Here is a 19,537-nt window from a genome sequence, read left to right as displayed (position 1 = left end):
ATTATCGTTGGGTAAGATCGGTTTACCGTATACTATTTAAAATTTTCTTACCTATTCTGATGGTCGTATTGAATTAAAAATAGCCTGTATCATATGTACAGTTCAGACAAATTATTTGCGATGAGAATTGCTACCTGATATCTACATCTTATGATGTATACCATAATTCTGGCTGGAGAACGTAATGCGTATAACAGTAAGTGATATATCAACCAGAGAATCACAGCAGACGGTACAGATACAAGCTATCAGAAGTTGGGATACCATACCGTACCTTTCAATGTTGGATGGACTTTATCAGGACGATATCTTTCATGAGCAAATATCTAATTTACCAGAAGAATATATTAAGCTGGATGAGATGGCCAAAGATGAAGAAAAGAACAGCTTAAATATTTATGACTTCTTCTTTGAGTCAACACATGAAATTATATGTGAAGATATTAAATCAACATTGGATTTTTATTATTCAAATAGTGCAACCTTCCGTAGGTTGGTTAATTATAAAGTAGAGCGCAGTATCAATGACGATGTAGATACCAATAAATGCGAGGTAAAGATATCTCTAAATTACAGTTACGAAAATATTGATGGGGGGCGAGGATGTTTATCGCTTCCATTTGATCAAAACGGCTATCCAATTCCCCCTGACTTTCACAACTGTGTAAATGGAATTACATCAAAAAAATTGTTGTTAGATCTATTTCTAAAACATATTTTGCACGATCATTTAAATGCAAGCGGTGAAGTTGCAAACGTTTACGCCAATGTTATTTATAAAGAGATTGATCCCGCTGCAATTGCACATACATCGTCGTGTTTTTCTCAGATAACGATGAGTGGGGAACATGAGCTATTTAATGTAGATAGCGTAACTGTTCCACCTAAAAGTACTGAGCAAATTATATCTGAGGGAAAGGAAATTCAAAAGCAAATTTTCTTATCTTCTCATAGCCGCAATCATCTTCAGCCAGTAACCATTCATAAAATGGACAGGAGTATTAAAAACATTGCAGTAACTGGTTTGTTATTATCATCAAGATTAGCAGTAACATCTGGTGATTATAGGATAAAAAATGGTAATTCAGAAGGTGAGAATGATTTTTTACCCGTTAAAGAATTACAGAGATATGAAAGGGCTCTCCCGGAGGATCATCCTGCCCCAACTACGGAGTCTAACCTGGCAGGTAAGGTGTTAGATGGCCTATTTGAACACTTTACATCTATGGCAGGGGGACGCCTTATCTCAATACTCAAACTACTGGTAAAAGAACAAGAGGCAAATAGTTATAAAAGAGGCTATCATGAATTACTTGCGTTTTCTCAAACTGGGCAGTGGACGCATGATGGAAGAGCTATTGCTGCTGAATATATGCTCAAAGGTCTTTTAGTTCATTTACGTGATCGTCTCATCGTTCTCGGTGAGGGAAGTTTCGTTTCTTTTCTATCTTTTGTAAGAGAAAATATTCAACATCAATATAAAATATATGAACTAATGGCGCGTGATATGCTGGTTCATCCTATGCATTTCAGTACTGAGCCTGAACCACCCATGATAGACAGGCCTTTATGGACAAGGGAAAGCCATTATGCGAAAGTCCTGTATGAAAAGTTTCCTGCTATTTCTGGTTCAAGCTTTGACGTTTTCTATGGTAAGGATGCTATTATTACAGCATTAGAAATAGTATCTTTCAATAGACAAGAAAAAGGAAAGAGCGCTTTTAATAAAAAAAGGATGAATCATCTTTTTAAGCTGGTTCAATTAGTGATACACCATTTATCCAGCAATGGTGGTGATAGAGTATTGCTTAGCGCTGAAGGCATAAAAAATAATTTTATTATTATGCGTAATATTATTTTTTGGTGTGCAAAGATAACGGGGCCAGTTAATGATAAAAAAATAGACACAATAGCAAGAAAAATTGTGGTTAATAATAAATTTACCAAAGGTGTTAGATCAACACTTCCCAAAAGTAACGAGCCTTTAAGATTGTTAATGAAAGCCGCGATCAATAAGCAGCTAAACTGGGCGGAGAAATATTATCGAGCAGAGACTCATATGAAGGAACATATGCAGGAGTGTGATATCTTAGGACTAATGGACATCAACAAAATGGTGCAAGAGGCCGTTGTTGGGCTTATTCACGAGATCAGTGATATTGCGCAAAGCAGTTGGCTGACATTAGAAGAACAACATGAGAGACAGGCTCAGGCTCTCGAATCGTTCAAGGAGAAACTTTCCTCCATGAATGGCGGGCAAGAATTCGTTTATGCATTTAATAAGATTATTCAGGAGGGGTTGGGAGGCTTAATTGAGCTGAGTTTTGATCTTGATGATACTATACATCATCGCACAACTTCCTCATTAAGTCCGGCTGCAAGAGCAGGACTTCACCTCTTAGGAACGGTCTGGAATATTGTAATGGGGCTTATCCCTGGTTTTAACGCTCTGGCTGGTACCAGCAGTATTCTTAACCGGGCTGTTGTGGAAAACTCTGCGGATGTATGCGGTTACGTACAGGATATTATTCGTATCGGTATGGAGGCTGTTCCTGTTGCTGGAGCGAAGTTCACAGAAAGAGCGGCAAATGCAAAGTATACGGGCCTCCGATTTGTTGAAAATAAAATACAAAGAGGTGTAGTACGAGCGCCGATTCAAAAGGGGAGTAATTATAAAACTATAGAGTCAATAGAAAATACAGATTTTATTTATCAAAAAAGTAATCAGAAAGTTCTTGAGTTAGGTCCAGCGGGAAACGATGGGCTCTATCGCGCTACCGGTTTTGATAAACAAACGTATGGTTACTACAAACCGTCAGGAGAAGGCTTTTACAGAAAACAAGCCTCATATCCACCGCTGTCATCGGAAGCGCCTAATACGATAAAATATGGCGACAGAGAGCTCATTTTAACTAAAGAACCCGGTTCAGAAACGTATCAGGCAATCTATTCGGATAGCGGAAAAAATTCAGCCATGACATTTTACCGCTCTTCTGATGGAAGATTTTATCAAGCGTCAGGGCTGAAAGGTGGGGGGCTTATTCGCCATATTGATAAGCCTTATTCAGAGTTAAGAGAAGGAGACGCGGGTTATGATGAAGAACTTCTGGATATAACGGATGATTCCCCCTTACTGGAAGATATACTGGCCTCTCTGTCAGAAGATTTATACCCTACATCAGAAGAAAATGTACAAAGTATTTATAAGAAATACCGGAGTGGGGATGCAGCAGCAGGGGAGACCGAAGTTGTATTATGCCGAGGTACAATAGGCCCGCAGGCTGAAAATATTGTTAGTTTTAAAACAGCAGGCGGTATTGAGGGGGGCGATGTAGAGGTATTGCCTGTCTCTGCTGAAATAGCCAAAGAGCAGGTTCGAAGTGGAAGAATCGTACCTGAATATACCACCGATCTTAGTGTTGCCGACAGGTTCAGCAGGGAACATTATCTTATTATCGTTAGGGTAAAAGTCAAATATCTTACACGAGGTAGTGTCAGTGAAAGTGGCTGGGTTATGCCAAAAAACACACCAGTGGACCCTGTTGGTATAATTGACAGGACATATGGTAAAGCAGAAAATACGGGGCAGGCAAACGCTTCTAAGTAATCATAAATCCTGAACAGGTTTATTGTTGTTATCTCTCGTGTATGAAACATTGCTTTTATACTTTAAATAATTCGAGTTGCAGGAAGGCGGCAAGCGAGCGAATCCCCAGGAGCTTACTCAAGTAAGTGACTGGGGTAAGGGAACGCAGCCGCAGCACATGCAACTTGAAGTAGGTTATGGCGAGATACGCAACGGGTCAAAAGCGTCTTTATTCTGTCATCCGTATTAATTAAGATGTCACCACGACCAGAAAAATATCGGAACGAAGAGATGTATGACTAAAGAAGCTGTAATCTTTCTATTTATCGCCATCGTGGTAGAAGTTATCGCCACGATCTCATTAAAATTATCGGATAGTTTTACGCGTCTGGTACCGAGCCTCGTTACCATCATCGGATATTGTATCGCGTTCTGGTGCCTTACCATCCCTATGCGAACCATCCCTGCGGGTATCATTTATGCCATTTGGTCTGGGGTAGGGATTGTTCTTATTGGATTGATAGGATGGCTGTTTCTTGGCCAAAAATTGGATGTGCCGGCTATTATTGGCATGTTGCTTATCATCTGCGGTGTAATCGTAATCAATCTGTTTTCAAAAAGCGTCAGTCACTAGGCGATGATGATGGTTGATTTGAGCCCGCACTCTCTTATGCGGGCTCGGGTATTTAGCGCACCACCAGTACGGAGCATTCCGCATGACGCACAACGGCTGCGGCGTTGGAACCCAACAGATAGGTAGTAATATCCGGACGATGCGAGGCGATAATCACCATATCGGCCGGTAATTTTTTTGCCATTTCCAGAATCTTATCTTTAGGAGAGCCTTCTGCCACGTGCGCCTGCACGCGGTCCGCGGGAAGGTTGAATTTCCTGATAATCGCTTCCAGTTGAGATTTGGCTTCGGCTTTCAAATCGTCCATTGCGGGGAGCTCTGCTGAATAAGCCAGTCCCAGTGAAGCGTAATAGGGCAAAGACGGGATTACAGTCAAAAAGTGCACTTTAGCGTCGTCAATCTTTGCTTCGGCTTCAACATGTGAAATCACGCGTTGAGTTAATTCTGAATCTGAAATATCGATGGGTACAAGAATCGTTCTGTTCATAAAACCTCCTGTTTAAGTATCCACTGAAATTCTACTCCCTAAAGGCACTTTATGTACAATGACATACGTCACATTTTAGGTGCTGCTCCACGATACTCTGCGGGGACTACCAACAGGGGAGGACGGCGTAATATTAAGCGCATTCCCCGTAAATAATCAGCGAGTTGACGTTAAAACGTTATTTCTGCCTTGTCAGGAAAGACCTAAAAAGAGATGTTACCGTTTAATTCAATAATTAATGAAATAATTCGCAGTGAAATAGATATAATTTATACGAATGCTTTTGGGAGTATTATACGAAATAAAAATTATACAATATCATTCGGTTACGATATTCTACGCCTGTTATATGCCTTTATTGTCACATATTCATTTTGTCGCTGGGCCATTGCGTTAACCTTTGCTTTCCAGCGTATAAATTGACAAGCCCGAACGGATGTTCGGGCTTTTTTTGTTTCCAGGCTAATCCTTAGAATATTTTTTAATCTGCGCCGGATTTTTCCGCTTTTCCTGCCAGCAAGGCAAGAAAGTCATAGCGTTTTTGCAAATCCAATGCGGCATCTCGCCATAATTGTTCAGCTACTTCAGGCTGTTGCGCATTCAGGCGACGGAAACGCTGTTCATTAAGCAACGTTTCCGCCAGGGCATCAGACGGTGGCCGAGAGTCCAGAGCCAGCGGCGGCTTGCCTTCATCCGCACGGCGGGGATCAAAGCGGTATAACGGCCAGAAACCGGTCGCCGTTAACTGGCGCATCTGGTCATGGCTTAGCGCCAGATCGTAGCCATGTTCTTCACAGGGGCTATAGGCAATGATCAGCGACGGTCCTGGCCAGGCTTCGGCCTCCTGGATGGCTTTCACCGTCTGGTTTAACTGCGCGCCCAGCGAGATTTGCGCGACATAAACATGACCATACATCATCATGCTGACACCAAGATCTTTACGGGCTTTACGCTTGCCATGTTCGCCAAACTTAGTGACGGCGCCAAGCGGCGTCGCCTTCGACGCCTGGCCGCCAGTATTGGAGTAACACTGCGTATCCAAAACCAGAATATTGACATTCTCCGTCAGGCTTAACACATGGTCTAAACCGCCAAAGCCGATGTCGTATGCCCAACCATCGCCGCCAATCAGCCAGATTGATTTTTCTACCAGCGCATCAGCATCCTTTAACAGTTCCTCTGCGCCCGCAACCGATTTCAGATGTTGGCGTAATGCGGCGACCTGCTCACGCCGAACGTCAGGCGTTGCTTCGGCATGCAGCGCATCGTTTAATTCCGCCGGAATACGATCGGCGAATTGCGCCAGTAAACGCATGACGCGCGCCCGGTGCTGATCCACGCTCAGACGGAAACCGAGGCCAAATTCCGCGTTATCTTCAAATAACGAATTCGCCCATGCCGGGCCGCGTCCGTTGGCATCGGTGGTATAAGGCGTCGAGGGCAAATTACCGCCGTAAATAGAAGAACATCCCGTGGCGTTAGCGATTAACATTCTGTCGCCATATAACTGAGTCAGCAGTTTAATATACGGCGTTTCACCGCAGCCGGAACAGGCGCCGGAATATTCAAACAGCGGCGTAATGAGCTGCGATGTGCGGATATCAATTCGTTCCAGTTTGCTGCGATCGATTTCCGGTAAGTCGAGGAAGAAGTCATAATTCACTTTCTCTTCTTCCACATGCTCAAGGCGCGACATCATGTTAATCGCCTTGATCTGCGGATTTTGCCGATCTTTAGCCGGGCAGACCTCTACGCATAAATTACAGCCAGTACAGTCTTCCGGAGCGACCTGCAGCACATATTTCTGGCCGCGCATATCGCGGGACTTCACGTCCAGCGAATGCAGACTGGCTGGCGCGTTCTCCATCGCCTGCGGGGAAACGACTTTCGCACGAATTGCCGAGTGAGGGCAGGCGGCGACGCAGTGATTACATTGTGTACACAGTTCCTCTTTCCAGACAGGAATCTCTTCGGCGATATTGCGTTTTTCCCAGCGGGTGGTGCCCATTGGCCATGTTCCGTCCGGCGGCAGCGCGGAAACAGGCAGTGCGTCGCCGAGGCCCGCCAACATGGCGGCGGTAACGGTTTTCACGAAATCCGGCGCGGCGTCGGAGACGACCGGCGGGCGATGCGCGCTATGCGGATTAACCGCCTGCAACGGCACTTCCGCCAGCGATTCCTGCGCCAGAGCCAATGCCTGCCAGTTACGCTCAACCAGATCCTGTCCTTTGCTGCTATAGCTTTTGGCAATCGCGCCCTGCAGCTCAACCAGGGCGCTATCGCCCGGAAGAATATGCGTCAGGTGGAAGAAAGCCATTTGCATGACGGTATTGATGCGGGCGCCAAGTCCACATTCGCGGGCGATTTTCGCCGCGTTAACCACGTAAAAACGCGCCTTTTTCTGATTCAACACCGCCTGAACTTCTTGCGGCAGACGCGACCAGACCTCGTCGGCGCTGTACGGCGTATTAAGCAGAAAGATACCGCCGGGCTTTAGACGCTCCGCCATCTGATATTTATCGATAAACTGTAATTGGTGGCAGCCGACAAAATCCGCCTGAGCAATTAAGTAAGCGGAACGAATGGGTTTTTCGCTGACGCGCAGGTGCGATACCGTGAGCCCGCCAGCTTTTTTAGAGTCATAAACGAAATAACCTTGCGCATACCACGGCGTAGAATTACCGATAATTTTAATATTATTTTTCGTGGCGGATACGCTGCCGTCGCTTCCCAGACCGTAAAATAACGCTTCAAGTTTAGCGCTGCCGGGCAGGGTATTTTCCGGTAATGGCAGCGAGAGGTTAGTAACGTCATCATAAATGCCCACCGTAAACCGTGGCTTGGGTTTCGCATGGCTGAGTTCATTAAAGACCGCCAGTACGCACGCCGGGCTGAACTCTTTGGATGATAGCCCATAACGGCCGCCAATGGTGCGCGGCAACGTTTCGCGCTCGCCATTATTAAAGGCTTCCGCCAGTGCGGTCATCACGTCCAGATAAAGCGGCTCGGCCTGCGCGCCAGGCTCTTTGGTGCGATCCAGCACGGCGATAGCGCGAACGGTTTCCGGTAATGCCTGTAACAAATGTTTGGCGGAGAAGGGGCGGAACAGACGGACTTTCAGAACGCCGACCTTTTCTCCGCGTATCAGTAGCTCGTCCACGACCTCTTCGCAGGTGCCGAGGGCGGAGCCCATCATAATGATGACGCGTTCAGCCTGGGGATGGCCATAATATTCAAATGGCTGGTACTGACGGCCCGTAGCGTCGCCAAATGCCTTCATCGCCTCTTCAACATGATCATAAACGGCGTTGTACCACGGGTTGGTCGCTTCGCGAGACTGGAAGTAGGTGTCCGGATTCGCTGAAGTTCCACGAATCACCGGATGTTCCGGATTCAGCGCGCGGGCGCGGTGAGCGTCGATCTCCGCCTGCGGCATCAGGTTCAGAATGGTTTCATCCGTTAGCGGTATAATTTTGTTGATTTCATGCGATGTACGGAAGCCATCAAAAAAATGAATAAACGGAACGCGGCTTTTCAGCGTAGCCCTGTGCGCGATCAGCGCAAAATCCTGCGCTTCCTGAACGCTGGCGGCGCATAACATCGCGCAGCCTGTCTGGCGGACCGCCATCACATCGGAATGGTCGCCAAAAATAGAAAGCGCGTGTGTGGCGACAGTGCGCGCGGCAACGTGCAGTACAAACGGCGTGAGCTGCCCCGCCAGTTTATACAGCGTTGGAATCATCAGCAGCAGTCCCTGCGATGATGTAAATGACGTAGAAAGCGAACCGGTTTGTAACGCACCGTGAACGGCGGCGATCGCGCCGCCTTCCGACTGCATCTCTACCACACGCGGCGTATCGCCCCAGACATTTTTAAGCCCATTGCCGGCCCAGGCATCCGCTTGTTCAGCCATTGTTGAACTGGGCGTAATCGGGTAAATGGCGATAACCTCGCTGGTACGGAACGCCACCGACGCTACTGCGCCATTACCGTCAATTGTTTGCATATGACACCCTTACATTGCGCAAAAAAGAGGGACACGCATAATCGTGAGCGCATCCTGTAGTTATCCTTTTATTTTAGCAAAGCCCTTCAAGCCCCATTTTCGCTTTTGTGTCCCTGGCGGGAGGAGAATGACGATTTCTTGCCGAAAAGACGTAAAAAATTGCCAATAAATGTTAATGAAGCGCATAAATGCGCGCTTTGCCTCTCGACGCGTCAGTTTCTGCTGCCTATTATTTAGGGCGGTGTCGTTTGGATGAATAAACAGAGGGGAGAGAAATGCGCGCAGCGTTTTGGGTGGGATGTGCCGCGTTATTATTATCGGCTTGCAGTAGCGAACCTGTTCAGCAGGCAACCGCGGCGCATGTTTCGCCAGGGATGAAAGCGGCGATGTCCAGCGCCGGCGAAGCGAATTGCGCTATGATTGGCGGTTCGCTTTCAGCGGCCCGGCAGCTTGATGGTTCAGTAATTGGTATGTGCGCGCTACCCAACGGCAAACGTTGTAGCGAACAGTCGCTTGCCGCCGGAAATTGCGGGAGTTACTAAGCGCGGCGTTTCGCCTGACGCGTATAACTTTTCACTTAATGGCTTAGTGCGCTAAATCCGCCAGTTTATACATTAGCGTTGTTTCTGCCGTCGCCAGCGTTAATTGGTTCGCGGTTAAATCGACCTGCGCGCCTTTGCTGAAGAGCTCGCTGAGGGTGCCGTCCAGCGCATTAAGCTGCGGATCGGCGCACATCATTCGGGTCATCGCTAAATTTTTCACTTTTAATTCGCCGTCCGACAGTTTTCCTTCGCCGGTGAATTGATTGCACATTTTGCCGGATACCGTCATGTCCTCGCCAAAGCTGAGCTCCGGGCCGGTGACCGTTTTACCGTTTACGCTTTCCAGAACAAAGCGGTGGTGCTCCAGTTGCTCGCGTTTGACGGACACTTTTCCACTGCTCACACACCCCGTCATTATGATGCTCAGGGCGACCAGCGTGACGATTTTCTTCATTGATATTCTCTGTAATCTGATAGTTAACACTGACTATAGTAATGATATGACCGGATAGATCTTCAGGGGTTATCCGAAAATGCTCCCCAGGGCGCAGGGGAGCGACAGGATTAGAACAGCGCGTTCGGGCAGGCTTCGCCCTTCTCAAGCTGGCTTAAGTTTTGTAACGTGGTTTCAGAGATGCTGATCAGCGCTTCTGCGGTCAGGAATGCCTGGTGCCCCGTAAACAGTACGTTATGGCAGGCCGACAGACGGCGGAAAACATCATCCTGGATAACATCGTTTGACTTGTCTTCAAAGAACAGGTCGCGTTCGTTTTCATACACATCCATCCCCAGCGAGCCGATTTTCTGATTCTTCAGAGCTTCGATAGCCGCCTGGGAATCAATCAGCGCGCCACGACTGGTATTAATGACCATAACGCCATTTTTCATTTGATCGAATGCCGCATGGTTCAGTAAATGGTAGTTTTCCGGCGTGAGCGGGCAGTGCAGGGAAATGACATCCGATTCGGCAAACAACGTTTGCAGATCCACATACTCTACGCCGAGGTCAAGCGCGGCGGTGCTGGGATAGGGATCAAACGCCAGTAAACGCATTCCGAAGCCTTTCAGGATACGCAGCGCGGCGACGCCGATTTTACCGGTACCAATGACGCCAGCGGTTTTTCCGTGCATGGTAAAGCCGGTCAGTCCCTCAAGGGAAAAGTTAGCGTCGCGGGTGCGTTGATAAGCGCGGTGGATACGGCGGTTCAATGTCATCATCATGCCAATCGCATGTTCAGCGACGGCTTCCGGAGAATAAGCCGGTACGCGCACCACCTGCAAACCGAGCTCTTTAGCGGCATCCAGGTCGACATTATTAAATCCGGCGCAACGCAGCGCGATGTATTTCACGCCGTGTTTTTTCAGCTCTTCCAGTACCGGTCGGCTCCCGTCGTCATTCACGAAGATACAAACTGCTTCACATCCATTGGCGGTTTTCGCCGTTTTCTCGGTTAGCAGAAAATCAAAAAACTCCAGTTCAAAACCGAACGCTTCGTTCACTTGCTGTAGATATTTCTTGTCATACTGTTTGGTACTATAGACGGCGAGTTTCATATGACCTTCTCCAGTGATGTTAGAATCACACAAATATGCTTAAAATTATCTTACAAAAAATCAAAAATAATTGATAGTCATACATATAATGAATAATTTTAGGTTATCATTCTCCACAACGCCTCAAATAGCCGGAGGGCGTCCCTGCAACATGAACTATTAGGCTATGTACGGGCAATCATGCCAAAATAAAGAGATAGCCGACTGAATTTTTCGTTAAATCAGGAAATTAATGGCCCATGAAGGGTAAATATAAAGCCGCCCTTGCGCTACTGTTACTGCTGATTCTTATCCCTCTGACGCTACTGATGACCCTCGGGCTGTGGGTTCCCACTCTGGCGGGAATTTGGCTACCCGTCGGTACCCGTATCGCTCTGGAACAAAGTCCACGCCTGACACGTCATGGGTTAGTGATTCCCGATCTTCGCTATCTGGTCAATGATTGTTCGTTAGCGCATATTACCCAGGCGGAACTGACGCATCCCAGCCGTTGGTTGCTGAATATTAAAAGCCTCAAACTGGATGCCGCATGCCTGGCGAAACTGCCCGCAACAGAAGCTTCTCCCGCCGCGCCGCGTACGCTGGCGCAGTGGCAGTCAATGCTGCCCAATACCTGGATTAACATCGATAATGTCATTCTCGCGCCCTGGCCGGAATGGCAGGGCAAGCTGGCGATCTCCATGACGCCGGTCATTCAGCAGATACGTTATCAGGGCGAAAAAGTAAAATTTCAAGGGCAGCTACGCGGTCAGGCATTGACGGTGAGCCAACTGGAGATCGCCGCGCTGGCCAACCAGCCTCCCGTTAGCCTGGCGGGGGAATTTGTGTTGCCGCTGGTACCGGATGGCCTGCCGGTCAGCGGTCATGCGGCAGCGACCTTGCGTCTGCCGCAGGAGCCGTCGCTGGTGGATGCGGAACTGGAGTGGCGTGATAACGCCGGACAGCTCATCGTGATGGCGCGAGGTAATCCTGACCCGATTCTCGATCTCCCCTGGGCGGTAACGCGTCAGCGGCTTACCATCAGCGATGGCCGCTGGAACTGGCCATATCAGGGATTCCCCTTGAGCGGACGTCTGGCTTTTAATATCGATAACTGGCAAGCCGGGCCGGATAATGCGCGAGTCAGCGGACGCCTGAATATTCTGACCCAGGGCGATGCCGGTAAAGCGAACGCTGTACTGACTATCGGCCCGGGAAAACTCAGCATGGATAGCAGTGAGATGCCTCTACAGCTTACCGGCGAGGCTAAACAGAAGGATTTAATCTTTTATGCCGTATTGCCCGCTATGTTCCGCGGCAGTCTGGCCGATCCGCAGCTCACCTTTGCACCTGGCGCATTGCTACGCTCGCGCGGACGGGTGATTGATGCGTTAGATATTGATGAAATTCGTTGGCCGCTGGCGGGCGTTAAGGTGACGCCGCGCGGCGTTGATGGTCGATTACAGGCTATTTTACGGGCGCATGAAAATGAGATGGGCGATTTCGTTCTTCATCTTGATGGCCTGGCGAATGATTTTCTCCCTGATGCTGGTCGCTGGCGGTGGCGCTATTGGGGGCAAGGAAGCTTTACGCCAATGCGCGCCCGCTGGGATATTGCCGGACAGGGCGAATGGCATGATAACACCATCAGGTTGACCAGTTTGTCCACCGGTTTTGATCAGTTGCACTATGGCGCAATGACCGTCACATCGCCAAGACTGGCGCTGAATAAACCTATTGTCTGGGTTCGCGACGCCACAACGCCGTCGCTACAGGGCGCGCTGTCTCTGGAGGCGGGAAAAACCGTATTTACCAGCGGGAGCGTGCTGCCGCCTTCTACCATTAATTTTAGCGTTGAAGGGCGCGAGCCAACCCTGTTCCAGTTTAAAGGCGACCTTCGGGCGGGGGCGATAGGGCCGGTACGGCTGAATGGGCGCTGGGATGGCGAACGCCTTCGCGGACAGGCCTGGTGGCCGAAGCAGTCGCTTATCGTTTTCCAGCCGTTGCTTCCACCAGACTGGAAAATGACGCTGCGCGAAGGCTCACTGTATGCGCAGGTGGCTTTTTCCGCCGCACAGGGGCAGGGATTTGAAGCAGGTGGACACGGCGTGTTAAAAGGCGGCAGCGCATGGATGCCGGATAACAAAATCAACGGCGTCGATTTCATTCTGCCATTTCGCTTCCACAACGGCGCGTGGCAATTGGGGACGCGCGGGCCCGTCTCGCTGCGTATCGCCGGGATAGTTAACCAGGTCACGGCGAAAAATATCACCGCTGATTTACAGGGCGGTTATCCCTGGAGCGAGTCGAATCCATTACTGCTAAGCGATGTCAGCGTAGACGTGCTGGGCGGTCAAATCATTATGAAACAGTTGCGAATGCCGCAGCACGACCCGGCGCTGTTACGGGTGCAAAATATTTCATCCAGCGAATTGATTAGCGCCATAAATCCAAAGCAATTCGCCATGTCTGGTCCGGTTAGCGGCGCGCTGCCGCTGTGGCTGAACAATGAAAAATGGATAATCAAAGATGGCTGGCTTACGAATCCTGGGCCAATGACGTTGCGCATCGATAAAGATACTGCGGATGCGGTGGTGAAGGATAATGTTACGGCAGGCTCGGCGATTAACTGGCTACGTTATATGGAGATTACGCATTCGTGGACGAAAATTAACGTTGATAACCTGGGCGTACTAACGATGCAGGCGGCTATTACCGGCAAAAGCCGGGTAGATGGTAAAACCGCGATCGTTAACTTGAACTATACCCATGAAGAAAATGTGTTTACGCTGTGGCGCAGTTTGCGTTTTGGCGACAATTTACAGGCATGGCTTGAACAAAATACAGCATTGCCGCAACCTCCTTGCCGGAAAGACAAGGACTGTGAGGATAAATAATGAAAATGAGTATTGCCATGCTGTCAGCGCTTGCGTCATTTATCGTGGTGGGCTGCACGCCACGTATTGAAGTCGCCGCGCCGGAACAGCCGATTACCATCAACATGAATGTAAAGATCGAGCATGAAATACATATCAAAGTCGATAAAGATGTTGAAGAACTCCTGAAATCACGCAGCGATCTATTCTGAGGCCATAATGAAAAAGTATTTAATGCTATGGGTGCTGACGCTGAGCTTGCTCACACCTTCTGTGTGGGCCTTAACCCTGGACGAAGCGCGCACGCAGGGCCGGGTTGGGGAAACGCTGAATGGCTATCTGGTGGCCTTAAAGAATGATGCCGAAACCCAGAAGCTGGTGCTTGATATCAATCATGCCCGCCGCGCCAGTTATCAGCAGTTAGCGGATAGCAATCATCTTCCCGTGGACGAGGTGGCGAAGATGGCAGGGCAAAAACTGGTTGAGCGCGCCAGGCCGGGAGAATATGTCCAGGGAATTAATGGCAAATGGATGCGTAAATAACCGCTTCCCGACAATTTTTTTACCGCAAAATGCATTTTTATATGGGTAATTTTTGAATACGAAGGTCGTATTTACATTAGGCGAACCGGAAGGCTATTTCTATACTGTCGACTGGTATCACTATTCGCGAGAGTAACCAGGTATGACGTCTGAAAAATTATCTGCTGCTTGCCATTGTGGCAGCGTCGTGTTTACCGTTCAACTTAGCGATGGCTTTCATACCGCCAGGCGCTGCAACTGTTCCTTTTGCCGGATGCGCGGAGCGGTGGCAGTGTCTGCGCCGCTATCGGGTATTAAAGTGCTAAAAGGGCAGGATAAGCTTACCGAATATCGCTTCAATACGGGCAAGGCGGTGCATTTTTTCTGTTCGGTATGCGGGATATATACTTTTCATCAGCGTCGATCCAATCCCGATCAATATGGGGTCAATGTGGCGTGCATCGAAAATGTGTCGCCTTTTGATTTCGCCTGCGTTGAAGTCAATGATGGGGTAACGCATCCCAGCGATGGCGGCAGTAGCGGCGTGGTAGGATATTTGCGCTACGAACCGAAGAAGTCACCTCCCGTCGAAACGGGAGGCAAAAATATTTAAGCGGCCACGACGCTGTCAATCGCGGCTTTTGCATCGGCCTGAGCTTTAGCCGCCACTTCCGGCCCGTAGGCGATGCCTTCGGCAAAGACAAAATTCACGTCGGTAATACCGATAAAACCAAGGAACACTTTCAGGTAAGGCGCAATCAAATCCGTCGGGGTGTCTTTATGGATACCGCCGCGACTGGAGAGAACCACCGCGCGTTTACCGGTTACCAGACCTTCCGGGCCTTTTTCGGTATAGCGGAAAGTGATACCGGCGCGGGCAATCAGATCAAAGTAGTTTTTCAGCTGCGTCGGGATATTGAAATTGTACATCGGTGCCGCAATAACGATGACGTCGTGGGCTTTCAGTTCAGCAATGAGTTCATCAGACAGCGCCAGAGCGTCCTGTTGACGTGGCGTTAAAGGCGCATCGCCCGGACGCATCGCGCCCACCAGCTCGCCATCCAGTACCGGAACAGGGTTGGCCGCCAGATCGCGGACAGTAATTTCATCTGCGACGTGTTTTTCGCGCCATTGTTCAATAAAATAGTCAGTCAACTGACCAGACTGAGAGTACCCTGCCAGAATACTGGATTTAAGAACTAATACCTTGCTCATGGGTGTTTCCTTTTATGTGTTTGAAGGGGCGTGCCCCGTTGCTTGTTGACACTTTATTCACAAATATGTCGCAGGGATAGCGCAATATATCGAACCCTTTGTTCGAAATTATTGAACAACACAAAAAAAGCCCCAATGTGGTACTCTATACCTATCATTTAAAACGATTTTAAACAGGCAGAATGCTGCCCAAGAGCTTTATGACTGAACAATCTATGTTGACGCTTCAGGTGTTACAGCAGCGGCTGGATGCACTGATGCTGCGCGACAAACAGCGCTTTGCGCGCCGCCTGCATGGCGTAAAGAAAGTAAAAAATCCTGATGCGCAACAGGCCATTTTCCAGACGATGGCGAAAGAAATTGAACAGGCTGCGACGCAGGTCGCTCTCCGCGAAGCGGCGCGTCCCTCAATCACTTATCCGCAAAATCTGCCTGTTAGCCAGAAGAAACAGGACATTCTGGAAGCGATCCGCGATCATCAGGTAGTGATCGTGGCAGGGGAAACCGGTTCCGGTAAAACCACCCAGTTGCCGAAAATTTGTATGGAACTGGGACGCGGAATTAAAGGACTTATTGGACATACTCAACCGCGTCGCCTGGCGGCGCGCACCGTCGCTAACCGCATTGCCGAAGAGTTGCAAACGGAGCCAGGCGGCTGCATCGGCTATAAAGTTCGTTTCAGCGATCATGTCAGTAGCAACACCATGGTCAAACTGATGACGGACGGTATCCTGCTGGCGGAAATCCAGCAGGACAGGCTATTGATGCAGTATGACACCCTCATTATTGATGAAGCGCATGAACGCAGCCTGAATATTGACTTCTTGCTCGGCTATCTGAAAGAGCTTCTGCCGCGTCGCCCCGATCTGAAAGTGATTATTACCTCTGCGACCATCGACCCGGAACGCTTCTCGCGCCACTTTAATAACGCGCCGATTATCGAAGTCTCTGGCCGAACGTATCCCGTAGAAGTTCGTTATCGCCCCATCGTGGAAGAGGCTGACGACACTGAACGCGATCAGCTACAGGCAATTTTCGACGCTGTTGATGAACTGGGGCGTGAAAGTCCCGGCGATATTCTGATTTTTATGAGCGGAGAGCGGGAAATCCGCGATACCGCCGACGCCCTGAACAAGCTGAACTTACGGCATACCGAAGTGTTGCCGCTGTATGCACGCTTGTCGAACAGCGAACAGAACCGCGTTTTCCAGTCGCACAGCGGACGCCGTATCGTGCTGGCGACTAACGTGGCGGAAACCTCGCTGACGGTGCCGGGTATCAAGTATGTGATCGATCCTGGCACTGCGCGCATCAGCCGCTACAGCTACCGCACTAAAGTGCAGCGCCTGCCGATTGAACCGATCTCACAGGCTTCCGCCAACCAGCGTAAAGGGCGTTGCGGGCGCGTATCGGAAGGGATTTGCATTCGTCTGTATTCGGAAGATGACTTTTTGTCACGTCCGGAATTTACCGACCCGGAAATTCTACGTACCAACCTGGCGTCGGTTATTTTGCAGATGACCGCCCTGGGGCTGGGTGACATCGCCGCCTTCCCGTTTGTTGAAGCGCCGGATAAGCGCAATATTCAGGATGGCGTGCGTTTGTTGGAAGAGCTGGGGGCGATTACCGCCGACGAACAGCAAACGGCATATAAGCTGACGCCGCTGGGCCGACAATTATCCCAGTTGCCGGTCGACCCGCGCCTGGCGCGTATGGTTCTGGAAGCGCAAAAGCATGGCTGTGTGCGCGAAGCGATGATCATTACTTCCGCACTCTCTATTCAGGATCCGCGCGAGCGCCCAGTGGATAAGCAGCAGGCTTCCGATGAGAAACACCGGCGTTTCCATGATAAGGAGTCCGATTTTCTGGCGTTTGTTAACCTGTGGAATTACCTCGGCGAGCAACAAAAGGCCCTGTCGTCGAATCAATTCCGCCGGCTGTGTCGCACCGACTATCTGAACTATTTACGCGTGCGTGAGTGGCAGGATATCTATACCCAACTGCGTCAGGTGGTAAAAGAACTGGGGATTCCGGTAAACAGCGAACCCGCAGAATACCGGGAAATTCACGTTGCGTTGTTAACGGGGCTGTTGTCGCATATCGGGATGAAAGATGCCGATAAACAAGAGTACACCGGCGCGCGTAACGCCCGATTCTCTATTTTCCCCGGATCCGGTTTATTCAAAAAACCGCCGAAATGGACAATTGTCGCCGAGCTGGTGGAAACCAGCCGTTTGTGGGGGCGCATCGCTGCCCGCATTGAGCCAGAATGGGTGGAACCGGTAGCCCAGCACCTGATTAAACGTTCATATAGCGAACCGCACTGGGAGCGGGCGCAAGGCGCGGTGATGGCGACGGAAAAGGTTACTGTCTACGGTCTGCCGATTGTCGCCGCGCGCAAAGTGAATTACAGCCAGATTGACCCGGCGTTGTGTCGCGAGTTGTTCATCCGCCATGCGCTGGTGGAGGGGGACTGGCAAACCCGTCACGCCTTCTTCCGTGAGAATCTAAAATTGCGTGCGGAAGTCGAGGAACTTGAGCACAAATCTCGCCGCCGCGATATCCTGGTGGATGACGATACCCTGTTTGAGTTTTATGACCAGCGTATTAGCCATGACGTTATTTCCGCCCGCCACTTTGATAGTTGGTGGAAAAAAATCAGCCGCGAGACGCCGGATCTGCTCAACTTTGAAAAAAGTATGTTGATTAAAGAAGGCGCGGAAAAAATCAGCAAACTGGATTACCCGAATTTCTGGCACCAGGGCAATCTCAAGCTGCGTTTGAGCTATCAGTTTGAACCGGGCGCGGATGCTGACGGCGTGACCGTCCATATTCCGTTGCCGCTACTTAACCAGGTTGACGAGAGCGGTTTTGAATGGCAGATCCCAGGGCTGCGCCGTGAATTAGTGATTGCGCTGATTAAATCGTTGCCAAAACCGGTACGTCGCAACTTTGTTCCGGCGCCAAACTATGCTGAAGCGTTTTTAGGTCGCGTAACGCCGCTGGAGCTGCCGCTGCTGGACGCTCTGGAACGTGAACTGCGCCGGATGACCGGCGTCACGGTCGACCGGGAAGACTGGCATTGGGATCAGGTGCCCGAGCATCTGAAAATCACGTTTCGCGTGGTGAATGACAAAAACAAGAAACTGCAGGAAGGGCGTTCGCTCGCCGAGCTTAAAAATGCGCTGAAAGGCAAAGTGCAGGAGACGCTCTCGGCGGTGGCGGATGACGGCATTGAGCAGAGCGGGCTGCATATCTGGAGTTTCGGCGAGCTGCCGGAAAGCTACGAACAGAAACGCGGTAATTATAAAGTGAAGGCGTGGCCGGCATTAGTGGATGAGCGTGACAGCGTCGCTATCAAATTGTTTGATAATCCGCTGGAACAACAACAGGCGATGTGGTGCGGTTTACGCCGTCTGCTGTTGCTCAATATTCCTTCACCGATTAAGTATCTGCATGAGAAATTGCCGAATAAAGCCAAGCTGGGGCTGTACTTTAACCCGTACGGCAAAGTGCTGGAGTTGATTGATGACTGTATCGCCTGCGGGGTAGATAAGCTGATAGATGCCAACGGCGGACCGGTGTGGAGCGAAGCAGGTTTCACCGCGCTGCACGAAAAGGTACGCGCCGAGCTGAATGATACTGTGGTGGATATCGCGAAGCAGGTTGAGCGCATCCTGACGACCGTATTCAATATCAATAAGCGTCTGAAAGGGCGGGTGGATATGAGCATGGCGTTGGGGCTTTCCGATATCAAGGCGCAGATGAGCGGTCTGGTATACCGTGGTTTTGTGACTGGCAACGGCTTTAAACGTCTTGGCGATACGCTGCGTTATCTGCAGGCAATTGAAAAGCGGCTGGAGAAACTGGCTGTCGATCCGCACCGCGATCGGGCGCAAATGCTGAAAGTCGAAAGCGTCCAGCAGGCGTGGCAACAATGGATAAATAAACTGCCTCCAGCGCGTCGCGAAGATGATGATGTTAAAGAGATCCGTTGGATGATTGAAGAACTGCGTGTCAGTTATTTCGCCCAACAGCTCGGTACGCCTTATCCTATTTCCGATAAGCGTATTTTACAGGCCATGGATCAGATTACGGCCTAAAAAGCCAGGCGACGACGTCTTTCAAAGCGATCC

General features: G+C 49.7%; 14 protein-coding genes. 8 read left to right on the top strand and 6 right to left on the bottom strand.

Translation table 11 applies throughout. The annotated features are described in order from the left end of the window. Positions 1-184: 184 nt before the first annotated feature. Together ABVN44_RS12690 and ABVN44_RS12685 are read left to right on the top strand one after the other, a co-directional pair. Positions 185-3,607, top strand: coding sequence for a DUF4765 family protein (locus tag ABVN44_RS12690; RefSeq protein WP_023231253.1), 3,423 nt, complete (start codon positions 185-187; stop codon positions 3,605-3,607). 274 nt (positions 3,608-3,881) lie between these two features. Then, positions 3,882-4,220, top strand: coding sequence for an SMR family transporter (locus ABVN44_RS12685; RefSeq protein WP_000159242.1), 339 nt, complete (start codon positions 3,882-3,884; stop codon positions 4,218-4,220). 52 nt (positions 4,221-4,272) lie between these two features. Here ABVN44_RS12685 and uspF read toward each other — a convergent pair whose 3' ends face one another. The 3 genes from uspF to ABVN44_RS12670 form a co-directional block, all read right to left on the bottom strand. Further along, positions 4,273-4,707 carry a universal stress protein UspF gene (uspF, locus tag ABVN44_RS12680; RefSeq protein ID WP_023231254.1) on the bottom strand — a complete coding sequence of 145 codons (435 nt, stop codon included), beginning with the start codon at positions 4,705-4,707 and terminating at the stop codon, positions 4,273-4,275. Between the two features lie 481 nt (positions 4,708-5,188). Further along, on the bottom strand, positions 5,189-8,713 hold the full coding sequence (gene nifJ, locus ABVN44_RS12675) for a pyruvate:ferredoxin (flavodoxin) oxidoreductase (protein WP_023231255.1): 3,525 nt from the start codon (positions 8,711-8,713) through the stop codon (positions 5,189-5,191). Between the two features lie 60 nt (positions 8,714-8,773). Beyond that, positions 8,774-9,085, bottom strand: a complete 312-nt coding sequence (locus tag ABVN44_RS12670) for a hypothetical protein (RefSeq protein ID WP_031619378.1) — start codon at positions 9,083-9,085, stop codon at positions 8,774-8,776. Here ABVN44_RS12670 and ABVN44_RS12665 point away from each other — a divergent pair. Continuing rightward, positions 8,989-9,255: a DUF333 domain-containing protein gene (locus tag ABVN44_RS12665; protein ID WP_001200679.1), complete on the top strand. Its 267-nt coding sequence runs from the start codon at positions 8,989-8,991 to the stop codon at positions 9,253-9,255. The genes ABVN44_RS12670 and ABVN44_RS12665 overlap by 97 nt on opposite strands. Positions 9,256-9,298: 43 nt before the next feature. On the opposite strand, the gene hslJ is transcribed toward ABVN44_RS12665, so the two are convergent. Together hslJ and ldhA are read right to left on the bottom strand one after the other, a co-directional pair. Next, positions 9,299-9,709, bottom strand: coding sequence for a heat shock protein HslJ (gene hslJ / locus ABVN44_RS12660; protein ID WP_000725242.1), 411 nt, complete (start codon positions 9,707-9,709; stop codon positions 9,299-9,301). A gap of 110 nt (positions 9,710-9,819) precedes the next feature. After that, a complete protein-coding gene (ldhA, locus tag ABVN44_RS12655; protein ID WP_000762206.1) occupies positions 9,820-10,809 on the bottom strand; it encodes a D-lactate dehydrogenase in 990 nt (329 codons plus the stop codon). Between the two features lie 239 nt (positions 10,810-11,048). Here ldhA and ABVN44_RS12650 point away from each other — a divergent pair, with 239 nt between their 5' ends. The 4 genes from ABVN44_RS12650 to ABVN44_RS12635 all read left to right on the top strand — a co-directional run bounded on the left by ABVN44_RS12650 (position 11,049) and on the right by ABVN44_RS12635 (position 14,799). Next, the gene (locus ABVN44_RS12650; RefSeq protein ID WP_023231256.1) at positions 11,049-13,685 is read left to right on the top strand and encodes a YdbH family protein; all 2,637 of its coding nucleotides are present in this window, start codon (positions 11,049-11,051) and stop codon (positions 13,683-13,685) included. Further along, the gene (locus ABVN44_RS12645) at positions 13,685-13,876 is read left to right on the top strand and encodes a YnbE family lipoprotein (RefSeq protein ID WP_000784063.1); all 192 of its coding nucleotides are present in this window, start codon (positions 13,685-13,687) and stop codon (positions 13,874-13,876) included. Before ABVN44_RS12650 ends, ABVN44_RS12645 begins: the two co-directional genes overlap by 1 nt. A 7-nt stretch (positions 13,877-13,883) precedes the next feature. Continuing rightward, complete coding sequence (locus ABVN44_RS12640; RefSeq protein WP_000760414.1) at positions 13,884-14,207, top strand: YdbL family protein; 324 nt, start codon at positions 13,884-13,886, stop codon at positions 14,205-14,207. 142 nt (positions 14,208-14,349) lie between these two features. Beyond that, on the top strand, positions 14,350-14,799 hold the full coding sequence (locus ABVN44_RS12635; RefSeq protein ID WP_001518898.1) for a GFA family protein: 450 nt from the start codon (positions 14,350-14,352) through the stop codon (positions 14,797-14,799). On the opposite strand, the gene azoR is transcribed toward ABVN44_RS12635, so the two are convergent. Next, a complete protein-coding gene (azoR, locus tag ABVN44_RS12630; RefSeq protein ID WP_000048924.1) occupies positions 14,796-15,401 on the bottom strand; it encodes an FMN-dependent NADH-azoreductase in 606 nt (201 codons plus the stop codon). The genes ABVN44_RS12635 and azoR overlap by 4 nt on opposite strands. A gap of 200 nt (positions 15,402-15,601) precedes the next feature. On the opposite strand from azoR, the gene hrpA reads away from it, so the two are divergent. Beyond that, complete coding sequence (gene hrpA, locus ABVN44_RS12625) at positions 15,602-19,504, top strand: ATP-dependent RNA helicase HrpA (protein ID WP_048348892.1); 3,903 nt, start codon at positions 15,602-15,604, stop codon at positions 19,502-19,504. Positions 19,505-19,537 lie beyond the last annotated feature (33 nt).

This window comes from Salmonella sp. SJTUF15570 (genome assembly GCF_043357055.1).
GTDB lineage: Bacteria > Pseudomonadota > Gammaproteobacteria > Enterobacterales > Enterobacteriaceae > Salmonella > Salmonella enterica.
This window is presented reverse-complemented; position numbering and strand designations above follow the sequence as displayed.